The sequence below is a fragment of the Paracoccus binzhouensis genome, from assembly GCF_016446475.1.
GTDB lineage: Bacteria > Pseudomonadota > Alphaproteobacteria > Rhodobacterales > Rhodobacteraceae > Paracoccus > Paracoccus binzhouensis.
Genome location: NZ_JAEHFP010000064.1, coordinates 1 through 25,443, shown reverse-complemented (window position 1 = coordinate 25,443; position 25,443 = coordinate 1). Strand labels below are relative to the sequence as shown.

The 25,443-nt window shown below is 68.2% G+C and carries 26 protein-coding genes; 19 read left to right on the top strand and 7 right to left on the bottom strand.

The genetic code is table 11. The features are described 5' to 3' along the window. Positions 1 to 298: NAD(P)H-hydrate epimerase (locus I9P22_RS14820; RefSeq protein ID WP_332909034.1), on the bottom strand; the 298-nt coding region annotated here is incomplete at its 3' end. 153 nt (positions 299 to 451) lie between these two features. On the opposite strand from I9P22_RS14820, the gene I9P22_RS14815 reads away from it, so the two are divergent. The 6 genes from I9P22_RS14815 (at position 452) to gap (ending at position 6,803) form a co-directional block, all read left to right on the top strand. Further along, positions 452 to 790, top strand: a complete 339-nt coding sequence (locus I9P22_RS14815) for a P-II family nitrogen regulator (protein WP_114348393.1) — start codon at positions 452 to 454, stop codon at positions 788 to 790. Between the two features lie 78 nt (positions 791 to 868). Next, a complete protein-coding gene (gene glnA, locus I9P22_RS14810) occupies positions 869 to 2,275 on the top strand; it encodes a type I glutamate--ammonia ligase (RefSeq protein ID WP_199260264.1) in 1,407 nt (468 codons plus the stop codon). Between the two features lie 594 nt (positions 2,276 to 2,869). Next, positions 2,870 to 4,186 (top strand): adenylosuccinate lyase, encoded by a 1,317-nt coding sequence (gene purB, locus I9P22_RS14805; protein WP_199260263.1) that lies wholly within the window; start codon positions 2,870 to 2,872, stop codon positions 4,184 to 4,186. A gap of 59 nt (positions 4,187 to 4,245) precedes the next feature. Continuing rightward, positions 4,246 to 5,292, top strand: a complete 1,047-nt coding sequence (locus I9P22_RS14800) for a flagellar motor switch protein FliG (protein ID WP_199260261.1) — start codon at positions 4,246 to 4,248, stop codon at positions 5,290 to 5,292. A 131-nt stretch (positions 5,293 to 5,423) separates the two neighbouring features. Further along, complete coding sequence (locus I9P22_RS14795; RefSeq protein ID WP_199260259.1) at positions 5,424 to 5,567, top strand: hypothetical protein; 144 nt, start codon at positions 5,424 to 5,426, stop codon at positions 5,565 to 5,567. 234 nt (positions 5,568 to 5,801) lie between these two features. Then, positions 5,802 to 6,803, top strand: a complete 1,002-nt coding sequence (gap, locus tag I9P22_RS14790) for a type I glyceraldehyde-3-phosphate dehydrogenase (protein WP_199260258.1) — start codon at positions 5,802 to 5,804, stop codon at positions 6,801 to 6,803. Between the two features lie 107 nt (positions 6,804 to 6,910). On the opposite strand, the gene I9P22_RS14785 is transcribed toward gap, so the two are convergent. Beyond that, positions 6,911 to 7,207 carry an antibiotic ABC transporter gene (locus I9P22_RS14785; protein ID WP_233253409.1) on the bottom strand — a complete coding sequence of 99 codons (297 nt, stop codon included), beginning with the start codon at positions 7,205 to 7,207 and terminating at the stop codon, positions 6,911 to 6,913. Positions 7,208 to 7,346: 139 nt separating this feature from the next. Between I9P22_RS14785 and pyrC the strand changes: the two genes are divergently transcribed. The 8 genes from pyrC (at position 7,347) to I9P22_RS14745 (ending at position 16,101) form a co-directional block, all read left to right on the top strand. Further along, positions 7,347 to 8,390 carry a dihydroorotase gene (gene pyrC, locus I9P22_RS14780; protein WP_199260255.1) on the top strand — a complete coding sequence of 348 codons (1,044 nt, stop codon included), beginning with the start codon at positions 7,347 to 7,349 and terminating at the stop codon, positions 8,388 to 8,390. Then, entirely contained in the window at positions 8,387 to 9,058 is a 672-nt protein-coding gene (locus tag I9P22_RS14775; protein ID WP_199260253.1) for an orotate phosphoribosyltransferase, read from the top strand. The genes pyrC and I9P22_RS14775 overlap by 4 nt, the downstream gene beginning before the upstream one ends. A gap of 231 nt (positions 9,059 to 9,289) precedes the next feature. Beyond that, positions 9,290 to 10,789, top strand: coding sequence for a replicative DNA helicase (locus tag I9P22_RS14770; RefSeq protein ID WP_199260251.1), 1,500 nt, complete (start codon positions 9,290 to 9,292; stop codon positions 10,787 to 10,789). Continuing rightward, on the top strand, positions 10,786 to 11,148 hold the full coding sequence (locus tag I9P22_RS14765) for a DMT family protein (protein ID WP_199260249.1): 363 nt from the start codon (positions 10,786 to 10,788) through the stop codon (positions 11,146 to 11,148). The genes I9P22_RS14770 and I9P22_RS14765 overlap by 4 nt, the downstream gene beginning before the upstream one ends. Before the next feature lie 62 nt (positions 11,149 to 11,210). Beyond that, positions 11,211 to 12,419 (top strand): multidrug effflux MFS transporter, encoded by a 1,209-nt coding sequence (locus I9P22_RS14760; protein ID WP_199260247.1) that lies wholly within the window; start codon positions 11,211 to 11,213, stop codon positions 12,417 to 12,419. A 61-nt stretch (positions 12,420 to 12,480) separates the two neighbouring features. Continuing rightward, the gene (locus I9P22_RS14755; RefSeq protein ID WP_199260245.1) at positions 12,481 to 13,875 is read left to right on the top strand and encodes a helix-turn-helix domain-containing protein; all 1,395 of its coding nucleotides are present in this window, start codon (positions 12,481 to 12,483) and stop codon (positions 13,873 to 13,875) included. 431 nt (positions 13,876 to 14,306) lie between these two features. Continuing rightward, positions 14,307 to 15,596: a M23 family metallopeptidase gene (locus I9P22_RS14750; RefSeq protein ID WP_199260243.1), complete on the top strand. Its 1,290-nt coding sequence runs from the start codon at positions 14,307 to 14,309 to the stop codon at positions 15,594 to 15,596. Continuing rightward, positions 15,586 to 16,101: a bactofilin family protein gene (locus I9P22_RS14745; RefSeq protein ID WP_199260242.1), complete on the top strand. Its 516-nt coding sequence runs from the start codon at positions 15,586 to 15,588 to the stop codon at positions 16,099 to 16,101. Before I9P22_RS14750 ends, I9P22_RS14745 begins: the two co-directional genes overlap by 11 nt. Positions 16,102 to 16,170: 69 nt before the next feature. On the opposite strand, the gene I9P22_RS14740 is transcribed toward I9P22_RS14745, so the two are convergent. The 4 genes from I9P22_RS14740 to I9P22_RS14725 all read right to left on the bottom strand — a co-directional run bounded on the left by I9P22_RS14740 (position 16,171) and on the right by I9P22_RS14725 (position 19,105). Further along, positions 16,171 to 17,031, bottom strand: a complete 861-nt coding sequence (locus tag I9P22_RS14740) for a DUF2189 domain-containing protein (RefSeq protein ID WP_199260241.1) — start codon at positions 17,029 to 17,031, stop codon at positions 16,171 to 16,173. A gap of 53 nt (positions 17,032 to 17,084) precedes the next feature. Then, positions 17,085 to 17,582: a pantetheine-phosphate adenylyltransferase gene (coaD, locus tag I9P22_RS14735; RefSeq protein WP_028716530.1), complete on the bottom strand. Its 498-nt coding sequence runs from the start codon at positions 17,580 to 17,582 to the stop codon at positions 17,085 to 17,087. 95 nt (positions 17,583 to 17,677) lie between these two features. After that, positions 17,678 to 18,115 (bottom strand): CBS domain-containing protein, encoded by a 438-nt coding sequence (locus tag I9P22_RS14730; RefSeq protein WP_199260240.1) that lies wholly within the window; start codon positions 18,113 to 18,115, stop codon positions 17,678 to 17,680. Between the two features lie 96 nt (positions 18,116 to 18,211). Continuing rightward, entirely contained in the window at positions 18,212 to 19,105 is an 894-nt protein-coding gene (locus tag I9P22_RS14725; RefSeq protein ID WP_199260239.1) for a LysR family transcriptional regulator, read from the bottom strand. A gap of 110 nt (positions 19,106 to 19,215) precedes the next feature. Between I9P22_RS14725 and I9P22_RS14720 the strand changes: the two genes are divergently transcribed. The 5 genes from I9P22_RS14720 (at position 19,216) to I9P22_RS14700 (ending at position 24,273) form a co-directional block, all read left to right on the top strand. Beyond that, the gene (locus I9P22_RS14720) at positions 19,216 to 20,715 is read left to right on the top strand and encodes a CoA-acylating methylmalonate-semialdehyde dehydrogenase (protein ID WP_199260238.1); all 1,500 of its coding nucleotides are present in this window, start codon (positions 19,216 to 19,218) and stop codon (positions 20,713 to 20,715) included. Positions 20,716 to 20,836: 121 nt separating this feature from the next. Then, positions 20,837 to 21,982: an acyl-CoA dehydrogenase family protein gene (locus tag I9P22_RS14715; protein ID WP_199260237.1), complete on the top strand. Its 1,146-nt coding sequence runs from the start codon at positions 20,837 to 20,839 to the stop codon at positions 21,980 to 21,982. Then, entirely contained in the window at positions 21,983 to 22,975 is a 993-nt protein-coding gene (locus I9P22_RS14710) for an enoyl-CoA hydratase/isomerase family protein (RefSeq protein ID WP_199260236.1), read from the top strand. It abuts the gene before it with no gap. A gap of 11 nt (positions 22,976 to 22,986) precedes the next feature. Further along, entirely contained in the window at positions 22,987 to 23,862 is an 876-nt protein-coding gene (gene mmsB / locus I9P22_RS14705; RefSeq protein ID WP_199260235.1) for a 3-hydroxyisobutyrate dehydrogenase, read from the top strand. Positions 23,863 to 23,943: 81 nt separating this feature from the next. After that, positions 23,944 to 24,273 (top strand): hypothetical protein, encoded by a 330-nt coding sequence (locus I9P22_RS14700; protein WP_199260225.1) that lies wholly within the window; start codon positions 23,944 to 23,946, stop codon positions 24,271 to 24,273. Here the strand turns inward: I9P22_RS14700 and I9P22_RS14695 are convergent. Further along, positions 24,270 to 25,443 (bottom strand): DNA repair protein RecN (locus I9P22_RS14695; RefSeq protein WP_199260223.1); only part of this gene is annotated, 1,174 nt, incomplete at its 5' end. The genes I9P22_RS14700 and I9P22_RS14695 overlap by 4 nt on opposite strands.

Here is a 25,443-nt window from a genome sequence, read left to right as displayed (position 1 = left end):
CGGCCAGCTGCGCATCCGGGCTGGCCGGCGGGGCCAGCGCCGCCAGCCGCAGCTGCCAGCCGCGCTCGGCCAGCAGCCGCGCCACCACATAGCCGTCGCCGCCATTGTTGCCCGGCCCGCAGAGAATCACCGCCCGCCCCGGCCGCTCGCATTCCGGCCACAGCGCCAGCATCGCGTGCACCACGCCCGCCCCCGCCCGCTCCATCAGCGCCGCGCCGGTGACCTCGCCGCTGGCGATGGCGGCGCCCTCGACCGCGCGCATCTGCCGAGTCGTCAGGATCTCGCATCCCGGGACCATCTTGTCGCACATAATTCAGGCAACCTGCTCAATATCAGGGCACATGCCCCGGATTCCCCGTCCGCATGCCGCTTTCCCCATCAAGCCGCATGGACGCGCATCATCAAACCCGCCAATCAGGGCGCAGGCAAGTCGCGAGAGAAGGATCAGGCGATGAAGAAAGTCGAAGCCATCATCAAGCCCTTCAAACTGGACGATGTGAAAGAGGCGCTGCAGGAAGTCGGCGTCCAGGGCCTCTCGGTCACCGAGGTGAAGGGCTTCGGCCGGCAGAAGGGCCATACCGAGCTGTATCGCGGCGCCGAATACGTGGTGGACTTCCTGCCCAAGGTGAAGATCGAGATGGTGCTGCCCGACGACCTGGTCGAGGCCGCGGTCGACGCCATCGTCTCGGCCGCGCGCACCGAGAAGATCGGCGACGGCAAGATCTTCATCCTGCCCGTCGAACAGGCCATCCGCATCCGCACCGGCGAGACCGGCGACGACGCGGTCTGATCCTCGAACCCGCATTCCCGCAACAACCGAGACCAGCCCGGCGGCGGCGCCGGGCCGACTGATGGAGGAAGGACCCCAATGACAGTCAAGGACGTTCTGGAGCTGATGAAGACGGAAGAGGTCGAGTATGTCGACGTCCGCTTCACCGATCCCAAGGGCAAGCTGCAGCATGTGACGCTGGTCGCCGATCTGGTAGACGAGGACTTCTTCGAGGAAGGCTTCATGTTCGACGGCTCCTCGATCGCCGGCTGGAAATCCATCGACCAGTCCGACATGAAGCTGATGCCGGACGCCTCCTCGGCCTATATTGACCCGTTCTACGCCGAAAAGACCCTCTGCGTGCATTGCAACGTCGTCGAGCCCGACACCGGCGAGCCCTATGCCCGCGACCCGCGCGGCACGGCGCTGAAGGCCGAGGCCTATCTGAAATCCTCGGGCATCGGCGATACCGCCTATTTCGGCCCCGAGGCCGAGTTCTTCCTGTTCGACGACGTGCGCTATTCGGTCACGCCGCAGAAGGTCTCCTTCGAGCTCGACTCGGTCGACGCCGCCTGGAACACCGACACCATCTACGAGGACGGCAACCTCGGCCACCGCGCAGCCCACAAGGGCGGCTATTTCCCGGTGAACCCGGTCGACGCCGCCCAGGACATCCGCGGCGAGATGCTCTCGACCATGAAGCGCATGGGCATCAAGGTCGACAAGCACCATCACGAGGTCGCCACCGCCCAGCACGAGCTGGGGATGATCTTCGGCGGGCTGGTCGAGCAGGCCGACAACATCCAGAAATACAAGTACGTCATCCACAACGTCGCCGCCGCCTACGGCAAGACCGCGACCTTCATGCCGAAGCCGATGAAGGGCGACAACGGCTCGGGGATGCATGTCAACATGTCGATCTGGAAGGACGGCAAGCCGCTCTTCGCCGGCGACAAATATGCCGACCTCAGCCAGGAAGCGCTGTATTTCATTGGCGGCATCCTCAAGCACGCCAAGGCGCTGAACGCGCTGACCAACCCGGCGACCAACAGCTACAAGCGGCTGATCCCGGGCTTCGAGGCCCCGGTGCTGCGCGCCTATTCGGCCCGCAACCGCTCGGGCTGCGTGCGCATTCCGTGGACCGAATCGCCCAAGGCCAAGCGCGTCGAGGCCCGCTTCCCCGACCCGGCAGCCAACCCCTACCTGGCCTTCGCCGCGCTGCTGATGGCCGGCATCGACGGCATCAAGAACAAGATCGACCCCGGCCCGGCCTCGGACAAGGACCTCTACGACCTGCCGCCCGAGGAGCTGGCCGAGATCCCGACCGTCTGCGGCAGCCTGCGCGAGGCGCTGGAGGAACTGGAGAAGGACATGGACTTCCTGCTGGCCGGCGACGTCTTCACCCGCGACCAGCTGGAAGGCTACATCAAGCTGAAATGGGAAGAGGTCTATGCCTACGAGCACACCCCGCATCCCATCGAATACGCGATGTATTACAGCTGCTGATCCGCAGCCGGGACAGTGACGCAAGGCCGCCCCTAGGGGCGGCCTTCTGCATGGCCGGTTGCTTCGGGGCCGGCTTCCCCGTGCCCCGCCCCCTCATGCCGGGGCGCGCCGGTCAGGCCCAATACAGAGAGACCGCCAGCAGGCCGCGGACGATGGTGACGGTCAGCAGCCAGGTGTCGAACCGCGACATCGGATAGGGGAATCGCCCTGCAGCTGGGGCAGGTCCGGGCGCTTGGCGCCACCATGTGCCGGCAATACTTGCAGGGTTTCATCGTTACCTCCGGACTGGTCAAGCCGATCGCCGGCCATGACAGCCGCGGCCCCGCCCCCCCGACCAAGCGCAAACCTGCCGCGCCGCCCGACGATGGCCCGCCCCTGCGGCCCGCCCCGGTCTTTCCGTTTTCCAAATACCCGTCCCGGCCCCGCGCGCCGGCCCTCGGCCTACCCCCTGTGTACGCCCTGTGTACGCGCAGTGCACGCCCGGCGATGGAAGATTTGCGACAGCCCTTCCCCGCCGCTCCGGCCTGCCGCAGCCATTGGTTGCGGCCTTCGGGGCAAGCCGCTAGAACCCCGGCAAACCCAAGGAGCCCGCCCATGATCCCGCGCTATGCCCGCCCCGAAATGGTCGCCATCTGGTCGCCCGAGACCAGGTTCCGCATCTGGTACGAGATCGAGGCCCATGCCTGCGACGCCCAGGCCGCTCTGGGGGTGATCCCGCGCGAGAATGCCGAGGCGGTCTGGAAAGCCAAGGATGTCACCTTCGACGTCGCCCGCATAGACGAGATCGAGGCGGTGACCAAGCATGACGTCATCGCCTTCCTGACCCACCTGGCCGAGCATATCGGCGCCGAGGAGGCGCGCTTCGTCCACCAGGGCATGACCAGCTCGGACGTGCTCGACACCACACTGAACGTGCAGCTGGTGCGCGCCGCCGACATCCTGCTGGCCGACATGGACAAGGTGCTGGCCGCGCTGAAGAAACGCGCCTTTGAGCACAAGGACACCGTCCGCATCGGCCGCAGCCACGGCATCCATGCCGAGCCGACCACCATGGGCCTGACCTTCGCCCGCTTCCACGCCGAGATGGCGCGGGGCCGCGAGCGGCTGGAACGCGCCCGCGAGGAGGTGGCGACCGGCGCCATCTCGGGCGCGGTCGGCACCTTCGCCAATATCGATCCGGCGGTCGAGGCGCATGTCTGCGCCAAGATGGGCCTGCGCCCCGAGCCGATCTCGACCCAGATCATCCCGCGCGACCGCCACGCGATATTCTTCGCCACGCTGGGCGTGATCGCCAGCTCGATGGAAAACATCGCCATCGAGATCCGCCACATGCAGCGCACCGAAGTCCTTGAGGCCGAGGAATATTTCAGCCCCGGCCAGAAGGGCAGCTCGGCCATGCCGCACAAAAGGAACCCGGTCTTGACCGAGAACCTGACTGGGCTGGCCCGCCTGGTGCGCATGACCGTGGTGCCGGCGATGGAGAACGTGGCGCTCTGGCACGAGCGCGACATCAGTCATTCCTCGGTCGAGCGCGGCATCGCCCCCGATGCGACGATCACTCTGGACTTCGCCCTGAACCGCCTGGCGGGGGTGATCGAGAAGCTGGTGGTCTACCCCGAGAACATGCTGAAGAACATGAACAAGTTCAAGGGCCTGGTCATGTCGCAGCGCGTGCTTCTGGCCCTGACCCAGGCGGGTGTGTCGCGCGAGGACGCCTATCGCCTGGTGCAGCGCAACGCCATGAAGGTCTGGGAACAGGGCGCCGATTTCAAGACCGAGCTGCTGGGCGATCCCGAGGTGACGGCGGCGCTGAGCCCGGCCGAGATCGAGGAGAAGTTCGACCTCGGCTATCACACCAAGCATGTCGACACGATTTTCGCCCGCGTCTTCGGCGAGTCCGGCGCGCGTTAACCGGACGTTCGGCTTTTCCTGCCAGATTGCCCCCAGAACGGATGAATCGGGGGCAATCCATGGGCGTTCCGGCAATCGGGGGGACGGGCCTGACCGCCCGGCAGAAGGCGGCGGTGATCGTGCGGCTGGTGCTGGCCGAGGGCGAGGATATCGACCTCGCCCGGCTGCCGCCGGGGCTGCAGACCGACCTGGCGCAGGAAATGGCGCTGATGGGCGTCATCGACCGCGAGACCCGCAATGCCATCGTGGCCGAGTTCTGCGACCGGCTGGAGGCGGTGGGCCTGTCCTTTCCCGGCGATATCGACGGCACGCTGGACCTGCTCGACGGCCATCTCTCGCCCGATACCAGCGACCGGCTGCGGCGCATGGCGGCGCTGAACGGCGCCGGCGATCCCTGGGACCGCATCGCCGCCATGACCCCCGCGCTGCTGGCCGAACTGGCCCGGACCGAGGCGGTCGAGATCGCGGCGGTGATGTTCTCGAAACTTCCGGTGCCGCGCGCGGCCGAGGTCTTCGGCCTGCTCGACCCCGCCCTGGCGCGGCAGATCGCCTATGCCATGTCGCTGACCGGCGGGATCGAGGCCGCGGCGCTGCAGCGCATCGGCAAGGCGCTGATCCAGGCCGCGGACGCGGTGCCGCAGCCGCCGCTGCAGGGCAAGGCCGGCGAAAAGGTGGGCGCAATCCTGAATTTCTCGCCCTCCTCCATGCGCGACAGCGTGCTGGCCGGATTGGACGATGACGACGCCGCCTTCGCCGGCGAGGTGCGCAAGACCATCTTCACCTGGTCCCACATCCCCCACCGCATCGACCCGCGCGACATCGCCCGCATCACGCGCGAGGTGGACAATGCCGTGCTGCTCAAGGCGCTGGCCGGCGCCAGGGGGGAGGCGCGCGAAACGGTGGAGTTCCTGCTGGGCGGCATCTCCTCGCGCCTGGCCGAGTCGATGCGCGAGGAAATGGAGGCGCTCGGCAAGGTCTCGGCCCGCGACGCCGAGGAAGCGATGGACGAGGTCGTCGCCACCATCCGCCGCATGGAGGCGGCGGGCGACCTGTTCCTGATCGCCCCCGAACTCGACGAGGAAGAGGGCGAGGCGACATCCCCGTGAAGCCCCGACCTGCGGGCAGGGCTTGCCTGCGGGCCGGCTCTGCCCTAGCACCTTCCGCGGACCGCGGCGCCCATGCGGGCGGCGGAAGGGGCGGGACAGGCCACGGAACAGCAATCGACAGGACAAGAGGCATGACAAATCAGATCGCCATCGTGCTGGGCCTGCTGATCCTGGCGCTCTTTGCCGCGGACGCGCTGGTCCTGCATTGGGGCCTGCCGGTCTTCCTGGGCAAGCAGTTCGCCGGGCTGATCGAATATCTCAGCTTCTGGCGCTAGCGCCGCGGCAAGCGGCGCCTGCTCGATTCGCGCGAACCAAGCCCACTGGCGCGGCCAGCCGGCTGCCGCGGACCTGTCGCGGAACGGCCATGGGATACCGCGCGGCCCCCGCCTCCGCCGCCAGCATGCGATTTTCGGCGCAGTTTCGTCTGCAGCCGGCTTCAGGCATTTGCATTCCCCCGGCGATGCGGGCTATCTGCAGCGCGAAACTTCATCAGCGGCGGAGGAACCCCCATGGCTGTCAAGGTGGCGATCAACGGCTTTGGTCGTATCGGTCGGAACGTGCTGCGCGCGATCATCGAATCGGGGCGCAATGATATCGAGGTCGTGGCGATCAACGACCTGGGTCCGGTCGAAACCAACGCGCATCTGCTGCGCTATGATTCGGTGCACGGCCGCTTTCCCGCCAAAGTGACGGTCTCGGGCGATTCGATCGATGTCGGCCGCGGCCCGATCAAGGTCACCGCCATCCGCAACCCGGCCGAGCTGCCCTGGGGCGATGTCGACGTCATCATGGAATGCACCGGCATCTTCACCTCGAAGGACAAGGTGCAGCCGCATCTGTCGACCGGCGCCAAGCGCGTGCTGATCTCGGCCCCCGGCGACAATGCCGACAAGACCATCGTCTTCGGCGTCAACCATGACACGCTGACCCGCGACGACATCGTCGTCTCGAACGCCAGCTGCACCACCAACTGCCTGTCGCCGGTCGCCAAGGTGCTCAATGACAGCATCGGCATCGCCCGCGGCTTCATGACCACCATCCACAGCTATACCGGCGACCAGCCGACGCTGGACACCATGCACAAGGACCTGTACCGCGCCCGCGCCGCGGCGCTGTCGATGATCCCGACCTCGACCGGCGCTGCCAAGGCGGTGGGCCTGGTGCTGCCGGAACTCAAGGGCCGCCTGGACGGCGTGGCGATCCGCGTGCCGACCCCGAACGTCTCGGTGGTGGACCTGGTCTTCGAGGCCAAGCGCGACACCTCGGTCGAGGAGATCAACGCCGCGGTCAAGGCCGCCGCCGACGGCCCGCTCAAGGGCATCCTGGGCTATACCGACGAGCCGCTGGTCTCCTCGGACTTCAACCACGACAGCCACAGCTCGGTCTTCCATCTGGACCAGACCAAGGTGATGGAGGGCAAGCTTTGCCGCATCCTCAGCTGGTACGACAACGAATGGGGCTTTTCGAACCGCATGGCCGACACCGCCGTGGCGATGGGCAAGCTGATCTGAGCCCACCGCCGCAGCAGGGAAAGCGGCCAGGAAAACGGAAACGCGCCCCGGAGACGGGGCGCGTTTTCCATGTCCGGCCGCGATGCCGGCCGGATCTTCCGCCGGACCTACTTCGACAGCCGCCGCACATTCGCCCGCGTGCGCCTGCGATAGGGCCGCAGGGCTGCCGCCATGACGCGATCCGCGCGCGCGCCGCGTCCCGCCGCGTTCAGCGCCGCATGCAGCGCCTCGGTCGCGGCATTGGCCTTTTCGACCACCATGCGCTGCGGCTCCGAGGCGTCCTGTCGCAGGATGCCCAGCATGCCGGCGGTGCGCAACGCGATGACCATCTGCGATTCCCAGGCCATGCGGGCCATCTGCTGCCAAAGCAGCACCGGCGCCTGCATGGCCGAAAGATTCATCATTCCGAAACCCATTCCGAATTCCCTTCACAGGTCGAGCAGGCAAGCAAGCTGCGCCCATGATGCCGGAATGCCAAGCGTTTCTTTGACACAATTGATTGCGCTATGGCCTTGATGCCGCACCCGGTATAGAGGGGAAACCATGACCCGATCCGTAACGCTCCGACGTCCCGACGACTGGCACCTGCACCTGCGCGACGGCACCATGCTGCAGGCAGTGGCTTCATTTTCCGGCCATTTCGGCCGGGCGATCATCATGCCCAACCTGGTGCCGCCGGTGGTGACCGGGGCGCAGGCCGCGGCCTATCGCGACCGGATCCGCGCCGCTTTGGGCGCGGAAATGACGTTGCGTCCGTTGATGACGCTCTATCTGACCGAAACCACCGATCCGGCCGATGTGCTGGCCGCCCATGCCGGGGGAATCATCTCGGCGGTCAAGCTCTACCCGGCCGGGGCGACCACCAATTCCGCCTCGGGCGTACGCGATTTCGACAAGGTGCGCGGCGTGCTGGAGGCCATGGCCCAGGCCGGCATCCCGCTGTGCTTCCATGGCGAGGTCACCGACCCGGCGGTGGACATCTTCGACCGCGAGGCCGTGTTCATCGACCGGGTGCTGGACCCGATCCGCCGCGCCACGCCCGGCCTGCGCGTGGTGATGGAGCATATCACCACCTCGGACGGGGTGGATTACGTCGCGGCGAACGACGACATTGGCGCCACCATCACCACCCATCACCTGGTCATCAACCGCAACCACATCCTGGCCGGCGGCATCCGGCCGCATTACTATTGCCTGCCGGTCGCCAAGCGCGAGACGCACCGGCTGGCGCTACGCCGCGCCGCGACCTCGGGCGATGCGCGCTTCTTCCTCGGCACCGATTCGGCGCCGCACCCGGACCGCGCCAAGGAATCGGCCTGCGGCTGCGCCGGTTGCTTCACCGCCCCGAACACCATGTCGATCCTGGCCCAGGTCTTCGAGGAGGAAGGCGCGCTGGACCGGCTCGAGGGTTTCACCGCGCTGAACGGCGCCGGCTTCTACCGCATGGAGCCGAACCCGGACCGCATCCGGCTGGTGAAACGCGACACGCCCGCCGCCTACCCGACCCATATTCCCGCCGGCGACGAGACCGTCACCGTCTTCGATCCCGGCTTTCCGCTTTATTGGCATGTCGAGGATCCCGCATGACCCTGCCCTTCCCCCCGCGCGAGGAAATCGCCCGCCTGACCGCCCGCATGCTGCTGGAGATCAAGGCGGTGCATTTCAACGCGGTCGAGCCCTATACCTATGCGTCGGGCCTCAAGGGGCCGACCTATATCGACTGCCGCAAGCTGATCTCCTATCCGCGCATCCGCTCGACGCTGATGGATTTCCTGTCGGCCACCGTGCTGCGCGACGCGGGCTTTGACGCCTTCGACAATATTGCCGGCGGCGAAACGGCGGGCATCCCCTTCGCGGCGCTGGTCGCCGAACGGCTGGAACTGCCGATGACCTATGTGCGCAAGAAGCCCAAGGGCTATGGCCGCAATGCCCGTATCGAAGGCGCGATGACCGAGGGCCAGCGCGTGCTGCTGGTCGAGGACCTGACCACCGACGGCGGCTCGAAGCTGAGCTTCGTCGACGCGATCCGCGAGACCGGCGCGACCTGCGGCCATACCGCGGTGATCTTCTATTACGACATCTTCCCGGAAACCACGCAGCGCCTGGCCGATCATGGCGTCAGGCTGCATCACCTTTGCACCTGGTGGGACGTGCTGGCCGAAGCCAAGGCGCAGGGCTTCTACGACGCGGCGACGCTTGCCGAGGTCGAACGTTTCCTGACCGATCCGCGCGCCTGGCAGGCCGCGCATCCCTGATCCGGCCGCGCCCCGGCCCAACCCGCGGCATGGGTATTTGGAAAACGGAAAGGCGGGGTGCGGCGCGCCTGGCCCTTCTGTCTTGTGCTTCTCTGCTGTCCGAATACCCGTCCTGCCACCGGCACCGGGCGGCAATCTGCCCACAGCTTATCCACAGCATATCCCGATGGACCCCGGGGCCCATAAGGTGGATAACGGCCCCCAGCCGAGTCGAAGGTCGGAGACCAGGGGATGAGCGAGTTGCGCGCCGTCGAAGTCAGGAAACCCGGCGAGATCGCCGAGGCCGCCGCCGCGCAGGCGGTGCCCTTCTCGATCGAGGCCGAGCAGCAGCTGCTGGGTGCGCTCCTGACCAATAACGAGGTCTATGACCACGTTTCGCGCATCATCAAGGCCGCGCATTTCTACGACCCGGTCCATCGCCGCATCTACGAGATCTGCGCCGAGCGCATCGGCCGGAACGCGCTGGCCAGTCCGGTGACGGTCAAGGCGTTCATGGAGCATGACGCGGGGCTCAAGGAACTGGGCGGCCCGGCCTATCTGGCGCGGCTGGCCGGCGCGGCGATCTCCTCCCATGCCGCGCGCGACTATGCGCAGATGATCCGCGAATTCGCCCTGCGGCGCGAGCTGATCGGGCTGGGGCAGGATATCGCCTCGCGCGCCGCGACCGTCTCGGTCAGCGATTCCGCCGAGGAACAGATCAAGGAAGCCGAGCAGGTGCTCTACAAGCTCGGCGAGCAGGGCGTGGCCGAGCGCGGCTTCCAGAGCTTCCTGGCCGCCGTCACCGGGGCGCTGAACGCCGCCAATGCCGCCTTCAGCCGTGGCGGCGGGCTGTCGGGAATCTCGACCGGGCTGGTCGATCTCGACGGCAAGATGGGCGGGCTGAACCGCTCGGACCTAATCATCCTGGCCGGGCGGCCGTCGATGGGCAAGACCTCGCTGGCGACCAATATCGCCTTCAACGTCGCCAAGGCGCATCGCCTGGGCGAGTTGCCCGACGGCACGCATGGCACGGTGGCGGGGGGCGTGGTCGGCTTCTTCAGCCTGGAGATGTCGGCCGAGCAGCTGGCCGCGCGGATCCTGTCGGAAGCGGCCGAGGTTCCCAGCGAGGCGATCCGCCGCGGCGACATGACCGAGGACGAGTTCCGCCGCTTCGTGAAGGCCGCGCATGACCTGCAGAACTGCCCGCTTTACATCGACGACACCCCGGCCCTGCCGATCAACCAGCTGGCGGCGCGGGCCCGCAAGCTCAAGCGCACCATGGGGCTGGACCTGCTGATCGTGGACTATCTGCAGCTGCTGCGCGCCGCCTCGGCCAAGGACAGCCGCGTGAACGAGGTCAGCGAAATCACCCAGGGCCTCAAGGCCGTCGCCAAGGAGCTGGACATCCCCGTCATCGCCCTGTCGCAGCTGTCGCGCCAGGTCGAAAGCCGCGAGGACAAGCGTCCGCAGCTGTCCGACCTGCGCGAATCCGGCAGCATCGAGCAGGACGCCGACATCGTGATGTTCGTCTTCCGCGAGGAATATTACCGCGAGCGCGAGAAGCCCGCCGACCACGACTTGGACAAGATGGCGGCCTGGCAGCAGATCATGGAGGCCTGTCACGGCAAGGCCGAGATCATCATCGGCAAGCAGCGCCACGGCCCGATCGGCACGGTCGAGCTGTCCTTCGAGGGCCGCTTCACCCGCTTCGGCAATCTCGAGAAGCACCGCAGCTGGGACCGCGCCGAATGAACCTGCCGGTGCCCGCAGTCACCATCGGCCTGCTGATCCTGTCGAACCTGTTCATGACCGTCGCCTGGTATGGGCATCTGAAGTTCAAGACCACATCGCTTCTCGTCGTGATCCTGATCAGCTGGGGCATCGCCTTCTTCGAATACCTGCTGCAGGTGCCGGCGAACCGCTTCGGCTATGGCCATTTCAGCGCCGCCCAGCTCAAGACCATCCAGGAGGTGATCAGCCTGTCGGTCTTCGTGTTGTTCTCCTGGCTCTGGCTGGGCGAGCGGCTGACCTGGAACATCGGCCTTGGCTTCGGCTTCATCTGCTTCGGCGCCTTCCTGATCTTCCACCGCTTCGGCGCAACCCCGCATTGAGACAAAGCAGTGCCGCTTGAACAGGCAGTTGCCTTTGCCCGCGCAACGGGCAATCTAGCGCCATGACCACCCTGCCCCCACCTGTCGCGCGCCGGCCGCATCTGATCACCCTGGTCTCGATCTCGGCCACCGGCGCGCTGTCCATGAACATCTTCCTGCCCTCGCTGCCGGCGATGGCGCGGGATTTCGGCGTCGAATACGGCTTCATGCAGCTGTCGGTCTCGGCCTTCCTGGCGGTCAGCGCGGTGCTGCAGCTGCTTTGCGGCCCGATCAGCGACCGTTTCGGGCGCCGGCCGGTGGTGCTGGGGTCCTTCGCGATCTTCCTGCTGGCGACGCTGGGCACCTTGCTGGCGCCCAATGCCGGCTGGTTCATGGCGTTCCGCCTGATCCAGGCGGTGGTGACGACCGGCTTCGTCATCAGCCGCGCCGTGGTGCGCGACATCGTCCCGGCCGAGCAGGCGGCCAGCATGATCGGCTATGTCACCATGGGCATGTCGCTGGTGCCGATGATCGCGCCGACGCTGGGCGGGGTGCTGGACGAGACGCTGGGCTGGCAGGCCAGCTTCGTCGCCATGGGCCTGGCCGGGCTGGGCGTGATGGCGCTGTGCGCCTGGGATCTTGGCGAGACGGCGCGCGGCGGCGGCGTACCGCTGCGCCAGCAGGTCGCGACCTATCCGGTTCTGGCCCGCTCGCAACGCTTCTGGGGCTATGCGCTGGCGGCGACGCTGAGCGCGGGGTCGTTCTATGCCTATCTGGGCGGCGCGCCTTTCGTCGGGCAGGTAGTGCTGCACCTGACGCCGGCCGAGGTCGGCTACTGGTTCGCCGGCCCCTCGATCGGCTATGCGCTGGGGAATTTCATCTCGGCCCGGTTTTCGACGCGGATCGGCATGAACAGGATGATCCTGGCAGGGGCGGTGATCTGCTCGGCCTTCCTGCTGGCGGCACTGCTGGTCGATCTGGCCGGCGGGCTGACGCCGCTGGTGTTCTTCGGCGCGGTCGGCTTCATGGGCCTGGGCAACGGCATGCTGCTGCCCAATGCCAATGCCGGGATGATGAGCGTGCGCCCCGAACTGGCCGGCACCGCCAGCGGCCTTGGCGGCTCGATGGCCGTCGCGGGCGGCGCGGGGCTGGCGGCCCTGGCCGGGGCGCTGCTGCATGACGACAGCGGCGCCATGCCGCTGCTGGTCATCATGGCCGTCTCGGCCATCGCCTCGATCCTGTTCATCCTCTGGGTGATGATCCGCGAGCGGCAGGTGATCCGGCGCGGCTGACACCTCTTGCCGGAGGGCCTTTGCAAAGCGTATCCCTGCCTTTGCAAAGCCAGGAGGTCCGATGGCCACCCAGAAGATCTATGCCGGCGTCGCCCTGCGCGAGACGCGCTCGCGCGCCGGGCTGACGCAGCGCGCCTTTGCCGACCGGCTGGGCGTCTCGCTGCCCTATCTGTCGCAGATGGAGAACAACCACCGGCCGGTCTCGGCCGGGGTGCTGCTGAAGCTCGCCTCGGAATTCTCGGTCGATCTGGGCGCCATGGCGGTGGGCGATGCCGAGCGCATGGTCATGGACATGGCCGAGGCGCTGGCCGATCCGCTGTTCGACAGCCCGCCGCCGCGCGCCGACCTGCGGCTGGCAGCGACCAATGCGCCGGCTCTGGCCCGCGCCTTCCTCGACCTCTACCGCGCCCATCGCGAGGGGCAGGAGCGACTGGCCGCGCTGGACGAGGCACTTGGTGCCGGCGCCCAGAACGCCACCTCCTCGCCCTGGGAGGAGGTGCGCGACTTCTTCCATTACTGCGACAACTACATCGACGCGGTGGATCGCGCGGCCGAACACTTCGCCCGCTCGCGTCCCAACCTGCGGCCGCTGGAGCGCGCCATCGCCGGCCTGGCCGAGCGCGGCATCGAGGTGACCCAGGCGGAACTGGGCAGCGGCGCGGTCTATCTGCGCGAGGGCAAGCGCATCACCCTGAACGCGGCGGCCGAGACGGCGACCCAGGCCTTCCAGCTGCTGCACCTGCTGGCGCTGGAAACCCGCGGCGACCTCTTGGAAGCGACGCTGGAACTGGCGCGGTTCCGCAGCGCCTCGGCCCGCGACATCGCCCGGCTGGGGCTGGCGAACTATTTCGCCGGCGCGGCGATGATGCCCTACGCCCGCTTCCTCGAGGCCGCGCGGGTCGAGCGCCACGACCTGGAGCGGCTGGCGCATCTGTTCGGCGCCTCGCTGGAGCAGGTGGCGCATCGGCTGTCCACCATGCAGCGCGGCGGCGACCGCGGGGTGCCGTTCTTTTTCGTGCGCGTCGATCAGGCCGGCACCATCACCAAGCGCCATTCGGCGACGCGGATGCAATTCGCCCGTTTCGGCGGCGCCTGCCCGCTGTGGAACGTGCACCAGGCCTTCGAGACGCCGGGCCGCTTCCTGCGCCAGCTGGCCGAGACGCCGGACGGCAAGCGCTACCTGCTGCTGGCGCGCGACGTGTCGAAGCCCGCAGGCGCCTTCGGCGCGCCGGTGCGGCGCTTCGCCATCGGCCTGGGCTGCGAGGTCAGCCATGCCCGCGATCTGGTCTATGCCGACGGGCTGGACCTGGGCAATCCGCAGCTGTTCGAGCCCATCGGGGTGTCGTGCCGGATCTGTCCGCGGCCGAACTGCCACCAGCGCTCGGTGCCGCCGGTGGACCGGCATATCCGCATCCCCGCCGACCGGCCGGGGCCGCTGCCCTATGAGATCGCCTGAGGGGGCCGCAACGTCCTTGCCCCGGTTAAGTTCCAGGGGCGCGACGGATTCGCCACACCCGCCGGGCGGCGGGCCGCGGGACGAATCCGGCACTGCCCGTTTGGAAGGCAGTTTTTGGCGCCCGGCAGGAAACGGCGCAGCCCGTGCGCCGCACCGACGGCTCCGCAGGTTCGGTCCACGTATTTTCCACGCAACTCCCAAGGTTTGCCGAGAGAATCTAGAATAACAATCACAGGTTGAAGAAACCGTGATCCGAGACCGCCGGCAAAGATCCACCCGGCGATGCTGCAGCTATCGGCATCAATCCGCCCACTTGCCCTGTATATATTTCAGCAATGTTGCGCTTTGAGCACAGGTCGGATTTATCCATGCGCAGCGTCACGACCGCCTCTGCTCGGCTGGTCCGACAAAAACAAGATGGACCCGGGACATTGCGCATCACCCATAGCCTGAATTCGGTGCTCGAGCGCTGGCTGCCTGAGCAGCGCCTCTTCCTGAAGTCGGACAAGACCACTCGCTTCCTGCGGCTGCGTCCGGCCACTCAGCTGATCGCCCTGGGCGGCATCGCGCTGGTTTTCGGCTGGTCGATCATCGCCAGCTCGATCCTGGTCATCGACGCGGTCAGCGCCGGGTCGTCGCGCGATCAGGTCCGCCGCTCGCAGGACGCTTTCGAGGCGCGGCTGACCGATCTTTCGGCCGAGCGCGACAGCCGCGCCGCCGAGGCGGTGGCGGCGCAGAACCGCTTCGCGGCAGCGTTGGACCAGGTCTCGCGCATGCAGTCCCAGCTGCTGGAATCCGAGGCCATGCGGCGCGAGCTGGAAACCGGGCTGGGCGCCGTGCAGGCCAGCCTGCAAGAGGCCGTCGAGGCCCAGCACCAGGCTCGGGCCGATGCGGATGGCGACGGCGACCGGCCGGCGGCGCGCACCGCCGAGCTGCAGGCGGCGCTGGACATCCTGTCCGGAGAGCTGGAGCAGGCCGCCGCCGCCCGCGCCAATGCCGTGCAGGAGGCCGAGGACGCCCGCCGCCTGGCCGAGGCCGTCACGCTGGAGCGCGACCAGATCGTCGCCCGCAACGACGAGATCCTGGCCCAGCTCGAGGACGCGGTCTCGGTTTCGGTCAAGCCGCTGGACGACATGTTCCGCAGCGTCGGCATGAATCCCGACGACATCCTGCAGACCGTGCGCCGCGGCTATTCCGGCCAGGGCGGGCCGCTGAACCCGGTCGGCTATTCCTCGAGCGGCAATGCCGAGATCAGCCAGGGCGAGGCCAAGGCCAACGAGATCCTGATCACCCTGGATCAGATGAACAGCTACCGCATCGCCGTCGAGAAGATGCCACTGGCCATGCCGGTGCAGTCGGCCTTCCGCTACACCTCGCCCTTCGGCCGGCGCTGGGGCCGCATGCACGAAGGCATCGACATGGCCGCCCCGGTCGGCACCCCGGTCTATGCTACGGCCGAGGGCAAGGTGATCTTCGCCGGCTGGCAGCGCGGCTATGGCAACCTGATCAAGATCCAGCACGAGCTGGGCACCGAGACCCGCTATGGCCACCTGTCCAAGATTCGCGTGAAGGTCGGCCAAAAGGTATCGCGCGGCAGCCGGATCGGTGATATGGGCAATACCGGCAGATCGACCGGCTCGCATCTTCACTACGAGGTTCGCGTGAACGGCCGTGCCGTGAACCCCATGAGTTTCATCAAGGCAGCCCAGAATGTTTTCTAAGACCCGTGTGACCGAACCCGGCCCCCGTACCCAGCCGATCCCCGAGCCCGAGCCCGCGCGCGGCCTTGACACGAGTTACGACATTCCCGCCGCCGCCGCCCCGGCGGCGCGTCCGCGCAGCACGCCTTCGGTGCTGTCCTCGGACCTGACCGTCACCGGCAACATCCAGACCCAGGGCGACATCCAGGTCGAGGGCACGGTCGAGGGCGACATCCGCGCCCATCAGCTGGTCGTCGGCGAAAGCGCCACCATCCGCGGCGAGATCGTCGCCGAGGAGGTGGTGGTGAACGGCCGCGTCGTCGGCCGGGTCCGCGGCCTGAAGGTGCGCCTGACCGCCACCGCCCGGGTCGAGGGCGACATCATCCACAAGACCATCGCCATCGAATCCGGCGCGCATTTCGAGGGCTCGGTGCAGCGCCAGGAAGATCCGCTGGCCAATGGCGTGACCCCGAAGCTGGCCCCGCCTGCCGCCCGCGCCACCGCCGATACCGCCGAGGCCAAGTGATCCGGCAACGGGCCGGCGAAACGCCTGAACGGGCGGCCGGAGCGCCGCCCTTTTTCGTGCCGGCCCTTTTCATCCGGGCTCCGGATCCGGCATCAGCCGGCGATACATGTGCCAGCTGGCATGGCCCAGCACCGGCAGCACGATGAACAGCCCCAGGAACAGCGGCAGGATGGCGGCGAACAGCAGCGCCGCGATCACCAGCCCCCAGCCCAGCATCACCGGCAGGTTCGCCCCCACCGCCTGAAAGCTGGCGATGATGGCCGAGACCAGGTCCACCTCGCGGTCCAGGAGCAGCGGCAGCCCGACCACGGTGATGCCGAACAGCAGCGCCGCGAAGCCGGCGCCCACCGCCGTGCCGGTCAGCAGCATGACCAACCCGCGGCCCTGCAGCAGCGCCTCGGCCGAGGAGGTGATGTTGGTCAGCGCCGAGACGCCCATGAACAGCGCGAAGATGGTATGGGCGACGAAGGCCCAGAACATGAACAACAGCAGGATGACCATGGCCATCGAGGGCACCTGCCGGTCCTTCTGCGCCACCACCACCGCCAGCACCTCGCGCCAGATCAGCGGCCGGTCGGCTTCGATGCGCCGGCTGACCTCGTAAAGCCCGACCGCGGCGAAGGGTGCGATCAGCGGGAAGCCGACGATGAAGGGCATCAGCCACCATTCCCGCCCCGCCGCCGTGGTCACCGCCGCCAGCACCAGCCCGCCCGCGACATAGAAGGCCGCGAAGAGCAGGCCGAAGGCCGGGGCGCGGCGGAAATCCCGCCAGCCCGCCGCCAACACTTCCGGGATGGCGTCGAAGCCGATCACATCGGGCAGCGGGATCTCGTCCGGGCCGGGATCGGGCATCGGATCGGGCAGCGGCCGCCGCTCGGGCTCGGGGATCGGCGTGGGAATGGGCTTCGGGTCCGAATCGGTCACTGCCATCTGCTCCTCCGTCAACGGGGCAAGGTTAGCAGGCGAACGGTAAAGAAAAAGCCTCAGCGCGCGAAGCGGTCCACCAAGGCGTCCTTGACCGCGGGCGAGACGAATTTCGACACGTCGCCGCCCAGCCGCGCGATCTCCTTGACCAGTTTCGAGGCGATGGCCTGGCGGCGCGCATCGGCCATCAGGAACACCGTCTCGATGCTGGCATCCAGCGCCCGGTTCATGCCGACCATCTGGAATTCGTATTCGAAATCCGCCACCGCCCGCAGCCCGCGCACGATCACCGTGGCGCCAACGTCGCGGGCGCAGTCGATCAGCAGGTTCTCGAACGGGTGGACGACGATCTCGCCGCTGGAACGGGCGGCGACGATGCGGTCGCATTCCTCGCGCACCATGGCAACCCGGTCCTCGAGCCCGAAAAGCGGTCCCTTGTCGCGGTTGATGGCGACACCGATCACCAGCCGGTCCACCAGTTCCAGCGCCCGCTGGATGATGTCGAGATGGCCCAGCGTGATGGGATCGAAGGTGCCTGGATAAAGCCCGATGCGCATGATGGGTGCGTCTCCTCGCCGAATTCCTGCAGTCAAACAAAGTTCGGCAAGGAAATGCAAGGCCATGGGCCCGCCTGACGGGCGGGCGCCAGCCCTCAGTTCCCCATGATCATGCCGGTCAGCGCCTCCTTCTCGGCGGCGAGTTCCTTGAGCCGGGCCGAGACCGTGTCGCCGATCGAGATCAGCCCGACCATCTCGCCCTGCTCGTTCACCACCGGCATGTGGCGGAAGCGGCCCTGGGTCATGCGGTCCAGGATCGCCAGCGCGTCCTCGCCGGTGCCGCAGGTCATCAGCTTGCGGGTCATCAGTTCCGAGATCGGCTGATCCAGGACCGAAGCGCCGCGCTTGCCCAGCTCGCGCACGATGTCGCGCTCGGACAGGATGCCCAGCGGGATCCTGCCATTCTCGGACACCACGACCGCCCCGATGCGCTTGTCCGAAAGCAGCCTGGCGGCATCGGCCACGCTGGCATCCGGGGCGATGGAGAAAATCTCGCCGCTGGCTTTCATGGACAGGATCTGGTTGACGAGCATCTGTTCCTCCTCGGATCGGGCTGGCGAAGGCTGCCTCTGGCCCTCAGCGTCACCTCAACCCGCGCTTGCGTCAAGTCTGCTGTTGCGGTGCAGCGATCAGGGCGAGACCAGCGCCTGCAGCCGCGCCACCTCGGCACGGATGCCCTGGGCCAGCGCCTCGGCCAGCCGGTTCATCCGCTGCGAGCGGCGGTCGTCGGCATGGCGGATCAGCCAGAAGCTACGGGTCAGCGAGACCTGGTCGGTCAGCACCCGCCGCACCCCGGGACAGAAGGGGATGGCGAAATCGTGCACGATGCCCAGCCCGGCGCCCATCCGGATCGCCTGCATCTGCACCGAGACCGAATTCGAGGTCAGCTGCGCCCAGTCCGCCCCGGTCTCGGTCAGGTAGTCCAGCTCGCGGTCGAAGATCATGTCGGCGATATAGCCGATCATGCGATGGCCGCGCAGGTCCTCGCGCCGGCGGATCGGCGGATGGGCGCGCAGGTAATCCTCATGCGCGGCCAGGTGCAGCTGATAGTCGGTCAGCCGCTGCACCACCAGCCGCCCGGCCTGCGGCTGCGAGACGGCGATGGCCATATCCGCCTCGCGCCGGGACAGGTTGAAGACCCGCGGCAGGGCGACGATCTGGATCTCCAGCCGCGGATGCGCCTCGCAAAGCCGCGCGCAAAGCTGCGGCAGCAGGTAGTTCGCGCAGCCGTCCGGGGCGCCGATGCGCAATTGCCCGGTCAGGTCGCCGGGGCCGGACAGCGCCTCCTCGGCGCCGCTCAGCGCCGCCTCGACCGTCTCGGCATGGGGCAGCAGCCGCTCGCCCTCGGGGGCCAGCGCATAGCCCTGCGGCGTCTTGAGGAACAGCTTGGCCCCCAGCGCGCCTTCCAGCCGCGCCACCCGCCGGCCGACGGTCGAGGCGTCGATGCCCAACCGCCGCCCCGCCCCCGACAGGCTGTCGGCGCGGGCCACGGCCAGAAAGATGCGCAGATCGTCCCAGTCCATGCCCTTCACCTTTGCAAAAATGCAAAACCCTTTTGCCAGACTTCCTCTTTTTCCGGCAATGCTGCAAGTCTATGATCCGCCCGAAGATGCGAAACCCTCGGGAGGCACCCATGGAAGAACTGAGCCACTGGATCGACGGCAAAGAGGTCAAGGGCACCTCGGGCCGTTTCAGCGACGTCTACAATCCCGCCACCGGCGAGGTGATCGCCCGGCTGCCGCTGGCCACCCCGGCCGAGCTGGACGCCGCCGTGAAGAGCGCCGAGAAGGCGCAGGTCGCCTGGGCCGCCACCAACCCGCAGCGCCGCGCCCGGGTGATGATGAAATTCGGCCAGCTGATCCAGGACAACATGGAGGCGCTGGCCGAGCTGGTCTCGCGCGAACACGGCAAGACCCTGCCCGACGCCCGCGGCGACGTACAGCGCGGCCTTGAAGTGATCGAGGTCTGCATGGGCGCGCCGGCGCTGCTGAAAGGCGAGTTCACCGACAATGGCGGCCCCGGTATCGACCTTTACTCGATGCGCCAGCCGCTGGGCGTGGTCGCGGGCATCACCCCCTTCAACTTCCCGGCGATGATCCCGCTGTGGAAGATGGGCCCGGCGCTGGCCTCGGGCAACGCAATGATCCTGAAACCGTCCGAGCGCGTGCCCTCGACCTCGATCATGCTGGCGAAGCTCGCGCAGCAGGCCGGGCTGCCCGACGGCGTGCTGCAGGTCGTCAACGGCGACAAGGAGATCGTGGACGCGATCCTCGACCATCCGACCGTGCAGGCGGTGGGCTTCGTGGGCTCGACCCCGATCGCGCAATATATCTATGGCCGCGCCGCGACCAACGGCAAGCGCGCGCAATGCTTCGGCGGCGCCAAGAACCACATGCTGATCATGCCCGATGCCGACCTGGACAAGGCGGCGGACGCGCTGGTCGGCGCCGGCTTCGGCGCGGCGGGCGAACGCTGCATGGCGATCTCGGTCGCGGTGCCGGTGGGCGACAAGACCGCCGACGCGCTGATCGAGCGGCTGATCCCCAAGATCGAGAAGCTGAAGGTCGGCCCCTATACCGCCGGCGAGGACGTGGATTTCGGCCCGGTCATCACCAAGGCCGCGCAGGAGCGCATCAACCGCCTGATCGATTCCGGCGTGGAACAGGGCGCCAAGCTGGTCGTGGACGGCCGCGGGCTGAAGATCCAGGGCTATGAGAACGGCTTCTTCTGCGGCCCGTCGCTCTTCGACAACGTCACCCGCGACATGGAGATCTACAAGGAAGAGATCTTCGGCCCGGTGCTCTCGACCGTGCGGGCGCAAAGCTACGAGGAGGCGCTGAACCTGGTCATGGAGAACGACTACGGCAACGGCACGGCGATCTATACTGCCGACGGCGACACGGCGCGCGACTTCGCCAGCCGGGTGAACGTGGGCATGGTCGGCATCAACTTCCCGATCCCGGTGCCGCTGAGCTATTACACCTTCGGCGGCTGGAAGAAATCGGCCTTCGGCGACCTGAACCAGTATGGCCCGGACGCCTTCCGCTTCTACACCAAGACCAAGACCGTCACCGCCCGCTGGTTCTCGGGCATCAAGGACGGCGTGGCGCTGAACTTCAAGGCCATGGACTGACAGACTTCGGGCGGGGGCGGCGGGCGCCCCCGCCCTTTTCCGCGCAAGCCTGAAAAACTGGCGCAACATTTCCCGGCCAAGACCGGCAAGACATCATCACGAAAGACATGAGGGGGAGAGCATGGATTTCGCGCTGAGCGAAGAGCAGCAGGCGATATGCGATCTGGCCCGGGATTTCGGGACGGCGGAGATCGCACCCCATGCCCGCGCCTGGGAAGAGGCGGGCACCATCCCGCGCGACCTGTGGCACAAGGCCGCCGAGCTGGGCTTCGGCGGCGTCTATGTCGGCGAGGATCACGGTGGCACCGGGCTTTCGCGGCTGGACGCCACGCTGGTTTTCGAGGCGCTGGCCATGGCCTGCCCCTCGGTCGGTTCGTTCCTGTCGATCCACAACATGTGCGGCGGCATGATCGACAAGTTCGGCACGCCCGAGAACAGGGCACGCTGGCTGCCCGGCCTGTGCAGCATGGAAAAGGTGTTCTCCTATTGCCTGACCGAGCCGGGCTCGGGCTCGGACGCCGCGGCGCTGCGCACCCGGGCCGAGCGGGTCGAGGGCGGCTGGAAGCTGAACGGCACCAAGGCCTTCATCTCGGGCGGCAGCTATTCGGATTGCTACCTGGTCATGGTCCGCACCGGCCAGGACGGGCCGCGCGGCATCTCGACCATGGTGGTCGAGGCCGGCACCCCGGGCCTGAGCTTCGGCGCGCTCGAACACAAGATGGGCTGGAAGGCGCAGCCGACCGCTCAGGTGCAGTTCGACGATTGCATCATCCCCGAAGAGAACCTGATCGGCGAGGAAGGCCGCGGCTTTGCCTATGCCATGGCGGGCCTGGACGGCGGGCGGCTGAATATCTCGGCCGGCGCCCTGGGTGGCGCGCAGGCGGCGCTGGACGCGACCCTGCGCTACATGGGCGAGCGCCGCGCCTTCGGCCAGACGCTGGACCAGTTCCAGGCGCTGCAATTCCGTTTGGCCGAGATGGAGACGGCGCTGCAATCCGCGCGCATCTTCCTGCGCCAAGCGGCCTGGAAGCTGGACCGGGGCGAGCGCGACGCGACCAAGTTCTGCGCCATGGCCAAGCTGCATGTGACCGACCGCGCCTTCGAGGTCGCGAACCAGTGCCTGCAGCTGCATGGCGGTTACGGCTATCTCGCCGATTACGGGATCGAGAAGATCGTGCGCGACCTGCGCGTGCACCAGATCCTGGAAGGCACCAATGAAATCATGCGGCTGATCGTCGGCCGCGCCCTGCTGGCGGAGCGTGACTGAATGGCCGATATGATCATCCGCAAGGACCGCCGCGCCGGGCGGCTGACCTTCAACCGCCCGCAGGCGCTGAACGCGCTGAGCCACGATATGGCGCTGGCCATCGACGCCGCCTTGCGCGAATGGCAGGACGACCCCGAGGTGGCGCTGGTCGTCATCGACGCCGAGGGCGAGCGCGCCTTCTGCTCGGGCGGCGACATCGCCGCGGTCTATCGCGCCGGGCTGGCGGGCGATCACCGGGTCGGGCGCGAGTTCTTCCGCGACGAATACCGCATGAACGCCCGGATCAAGGACTATCCCAAGCCCATCGTCGCCTTCATGCAGGGCTTCGTCATGGGCGGCGGCGTCGGCGTCGGCGGCCATGCCAGCCACCGCATCGTCGGCGACACGACCCAGATCGCCATGCCCGAGACCGGCATCGGCCTGATCCCGGATGTGGGCGGCAGCTGGCTGCTGGGCCATGCGCCGGGCCGCTGCGGCGAATACCTGGGCCTGACCGGGGCGCGCATCGGCGCCGGCGACGCGATCTTCACCGGCTTCGCCGACAGCTATATCCCCGAGGCGGAATGGCCGGCATTGATCGAGCGGCTGGCCGAGACCGGCGACGTGGCGGCGATCGCGCCCCGCCCCCGCCCCGAGGCGCCGCTGGAGGGCCGCGACCTTTCGGCATTCGGCGGGCAGACCGTGGCCGAGATCATGGCCGCGCTGGAGGCGGCGGGCGACGAGGCGGCGCTGAAGCCCCTGCGCCGCAACTCGCCCCTGTCGATGGCGGCGACGCTGGCGCTGGTGCGCGCGGCGCGCAGCGATGCGACCCTGCGCGACAGCCTGGCGCGCGAGCTGCGCTTCACCGCCCGCGCCGCGGCGGAAAGCGATTTCCTGGAAGGGGTGCGGGCGCAGATCATCGACAAGGACCGCAATCCGCAATGGTCCGCCGATGCCAGCCCGGCGCATGTCGCGGCGATGCTGGCGCCGCTGGGCGAGGACGAAATCGAATAGGAGGACCGGACATGAAGATCGGATTCATCGGCTTGGGCAACATGGGCGGCCCGATGGCGGCCAATCTGGCCAGGGCGGGCCACGCGGTCGCGGGCTTCGACCTGGCCGCGCCGATGCCCGAGGGCGTCGCCAGGGCCGCCAGCGCCGCCGAGGCGGCCGCGGGGGCCGAGGTCGTCATCACCATGCTGCCGAACGGCGCCATCCTGCGCGCGGTCGCGGATGAGATCGTGCCCTCCATGACTGCCGGCGCGGTGTTCTGCGACTGCTCGACGGTGGACGTGGAAAGCGCCCGCGCCGTCGCCGCGCAGGCGCAGGCGGCAGGCCTGGGCGCGCTGGACGCCCCGGTCTCGGGCGGGGTCGGCGGCGCCACTGCCGGCACGCTGACCTTCATGGTCGGCGGCTCGGCCGATGCCTTCGAGAAGGTGAAGCCGCTCTTCGACATCATGGGCCAGAAGGCGGTGCATTGCGGCGAATCGGGCGCCGGCCAGGCGGCGAAGATCTGCAACAACATGATCCTGGGCGTGACCATGATCGCCACCTGCGAGGCCTTCGCCCTAGCCGACAAGCTGGGGCTGGACCGGCAGAAGATGTTCGACGTGGTCTCGACCTCCTCGGGCTACAGCTGGTCGATGAACGCCTATTGCCCGGCCCCGGGCGTCGGCCCGCAATCACCCGCCGACAACGGCTACAAGCCGGGCTTCGCCGCCGAGCTGATGCTGAAAGACCTGCGGCTGTCCCAGCAGGCGGCCGGGGCGGTCGATGCCGACACGCCGATGGGCGAGCTGGCCGCGGCGCTCTATGCCCGCTTCGTCGAGGACGAGGACGGAAAGGGCCGCGACTTCTCGGCCATGCTGCCCAGATTCGAAAAACGGCATCGCCAGGGCTGATTTCTCGCCCTTGTGAGGGAGCCGATCGGGGGTTTGCGGCGTTTAACCCTCGATCAAGCTTTCTGTGCCAGGCTGACAGCCATGTTTCGCAAGCGCCAGCACCTGTTCGCCGCGGCCGGCATGGCCGCCATCCTCGCCTCGGTCGCCCTGGCCGAGCAGGTGGGGCGCGCGGTCGATGCGCTGGCCGAGCCGGCACTGCAGGCGGAAGGCGGCAAGCCGGCCCCGCCGCGGGTCGGCGAGCGGCTGGACAAGGCGCGACTGCACCGGGTCACCCGCCCCGGACTCTATGGCATGAGCCGGCCGCCCGCGGGCAGCCTCTACGGCATCGTGGACGGCAAGCTGATCCGCTATGATCCCGAAAACGCGCAGATCCTGTCGATCATCCGGCAGGTGGACCGGATCATGGACTAGCCCTGCAGCAAGGCCCGCGCCGCTTCCTTGGCGGCGGGGGTGATCTCCTCGCCCGAGAGCATGCGGGCGATCTCCTCGATGCGCTGGCTGGCGGTCAGGGCGGCCACGCGCGAGGTGGTCATGCCGTCCTCGACCGATTTCGCCACCCGGAAATGATGACCGCCAAGCGCCGCCACCTGCGGGCTGTGGGTGACGACCAGCACCTGCGCGCCCTCGGCCAGCCGCGCCAGGCGCCGGCCTACCGCATCGGCGGTGGCGCCGCCGACGCCGCGGTCGATCTCGTCGAAGATCAGCACCAGCGCGTCGTTGCCGCGTGCCAGGCAGACCTTGAGCGCCAGCAGGAAGCGCGACAGCTCGCCGCCCGAGGCGATGCGGTCCAGGGGGCCCGCCGGGGCGCCGGGATTGGTGGCGACGGTGAAGGCCACCGCGTCGCGGCCCTCGGGTCCGGGCTCGGCTGCAGAAAGTCGGGTCTCGAAGACCGCGCGCTCCATCTTCAGCGGCGCGAGCTCGGCCGCCATCGCGGCATCGAGCCGCTTGGCGGCCGCGGCGCGCTGTTGCGACAGGGCCTGTGCCGCCGCGTCATAGGCGGCATCGGCCGCCGCCACCGCCGCGCGCAGCCGCGCCAAGTCGTCCTCGCCCGCGTCGATGCGGCCAAGCCGTGCCCGCAGCGCGTCGGCCAGCCCCGCCAGGTCGTCGGCCAGCACGTCATGCTTGCGCGCCAGCGCCCGCAGGGCAAACAGCCGCTCCTCGGTCGCTTCCAGGTCGCGCGGGTCGAAATCCATCGCCTCCAGCGCCGCCTCGACGCCCGAGACCGCCTCGCCCAGCTCGATCAGCGCCCGCTGCAGCGCCGCGGCCGGGGCCTCCAGCCGGCCCTCGGCGCGCTCGGCGGCGCCGTCGAGCCAGCGCACCGCATCCAGCATCGCGCCCTCGGCCCCCTCGGGACCCAAAGCCTGCAAGGCCCGCGCCACGTCCTCGCGGATGCGCTCGGCGCCCTGCATGGCGCGGCGGCGGGTGTCCAGCTCGGCCTCCTCGCCGGGTTGCGGGTCGAGCTTGTCCAGCTCGGTCACGGCATGGCGCAGGAATTCCTCCTCGCCCTTCGCGGCGGCCAGCGCCGCCTCGGCCCGCTCCAGCGCCGCGCGCGCCTCGCGCCGGGCGGCCCAGGCGGTGCGG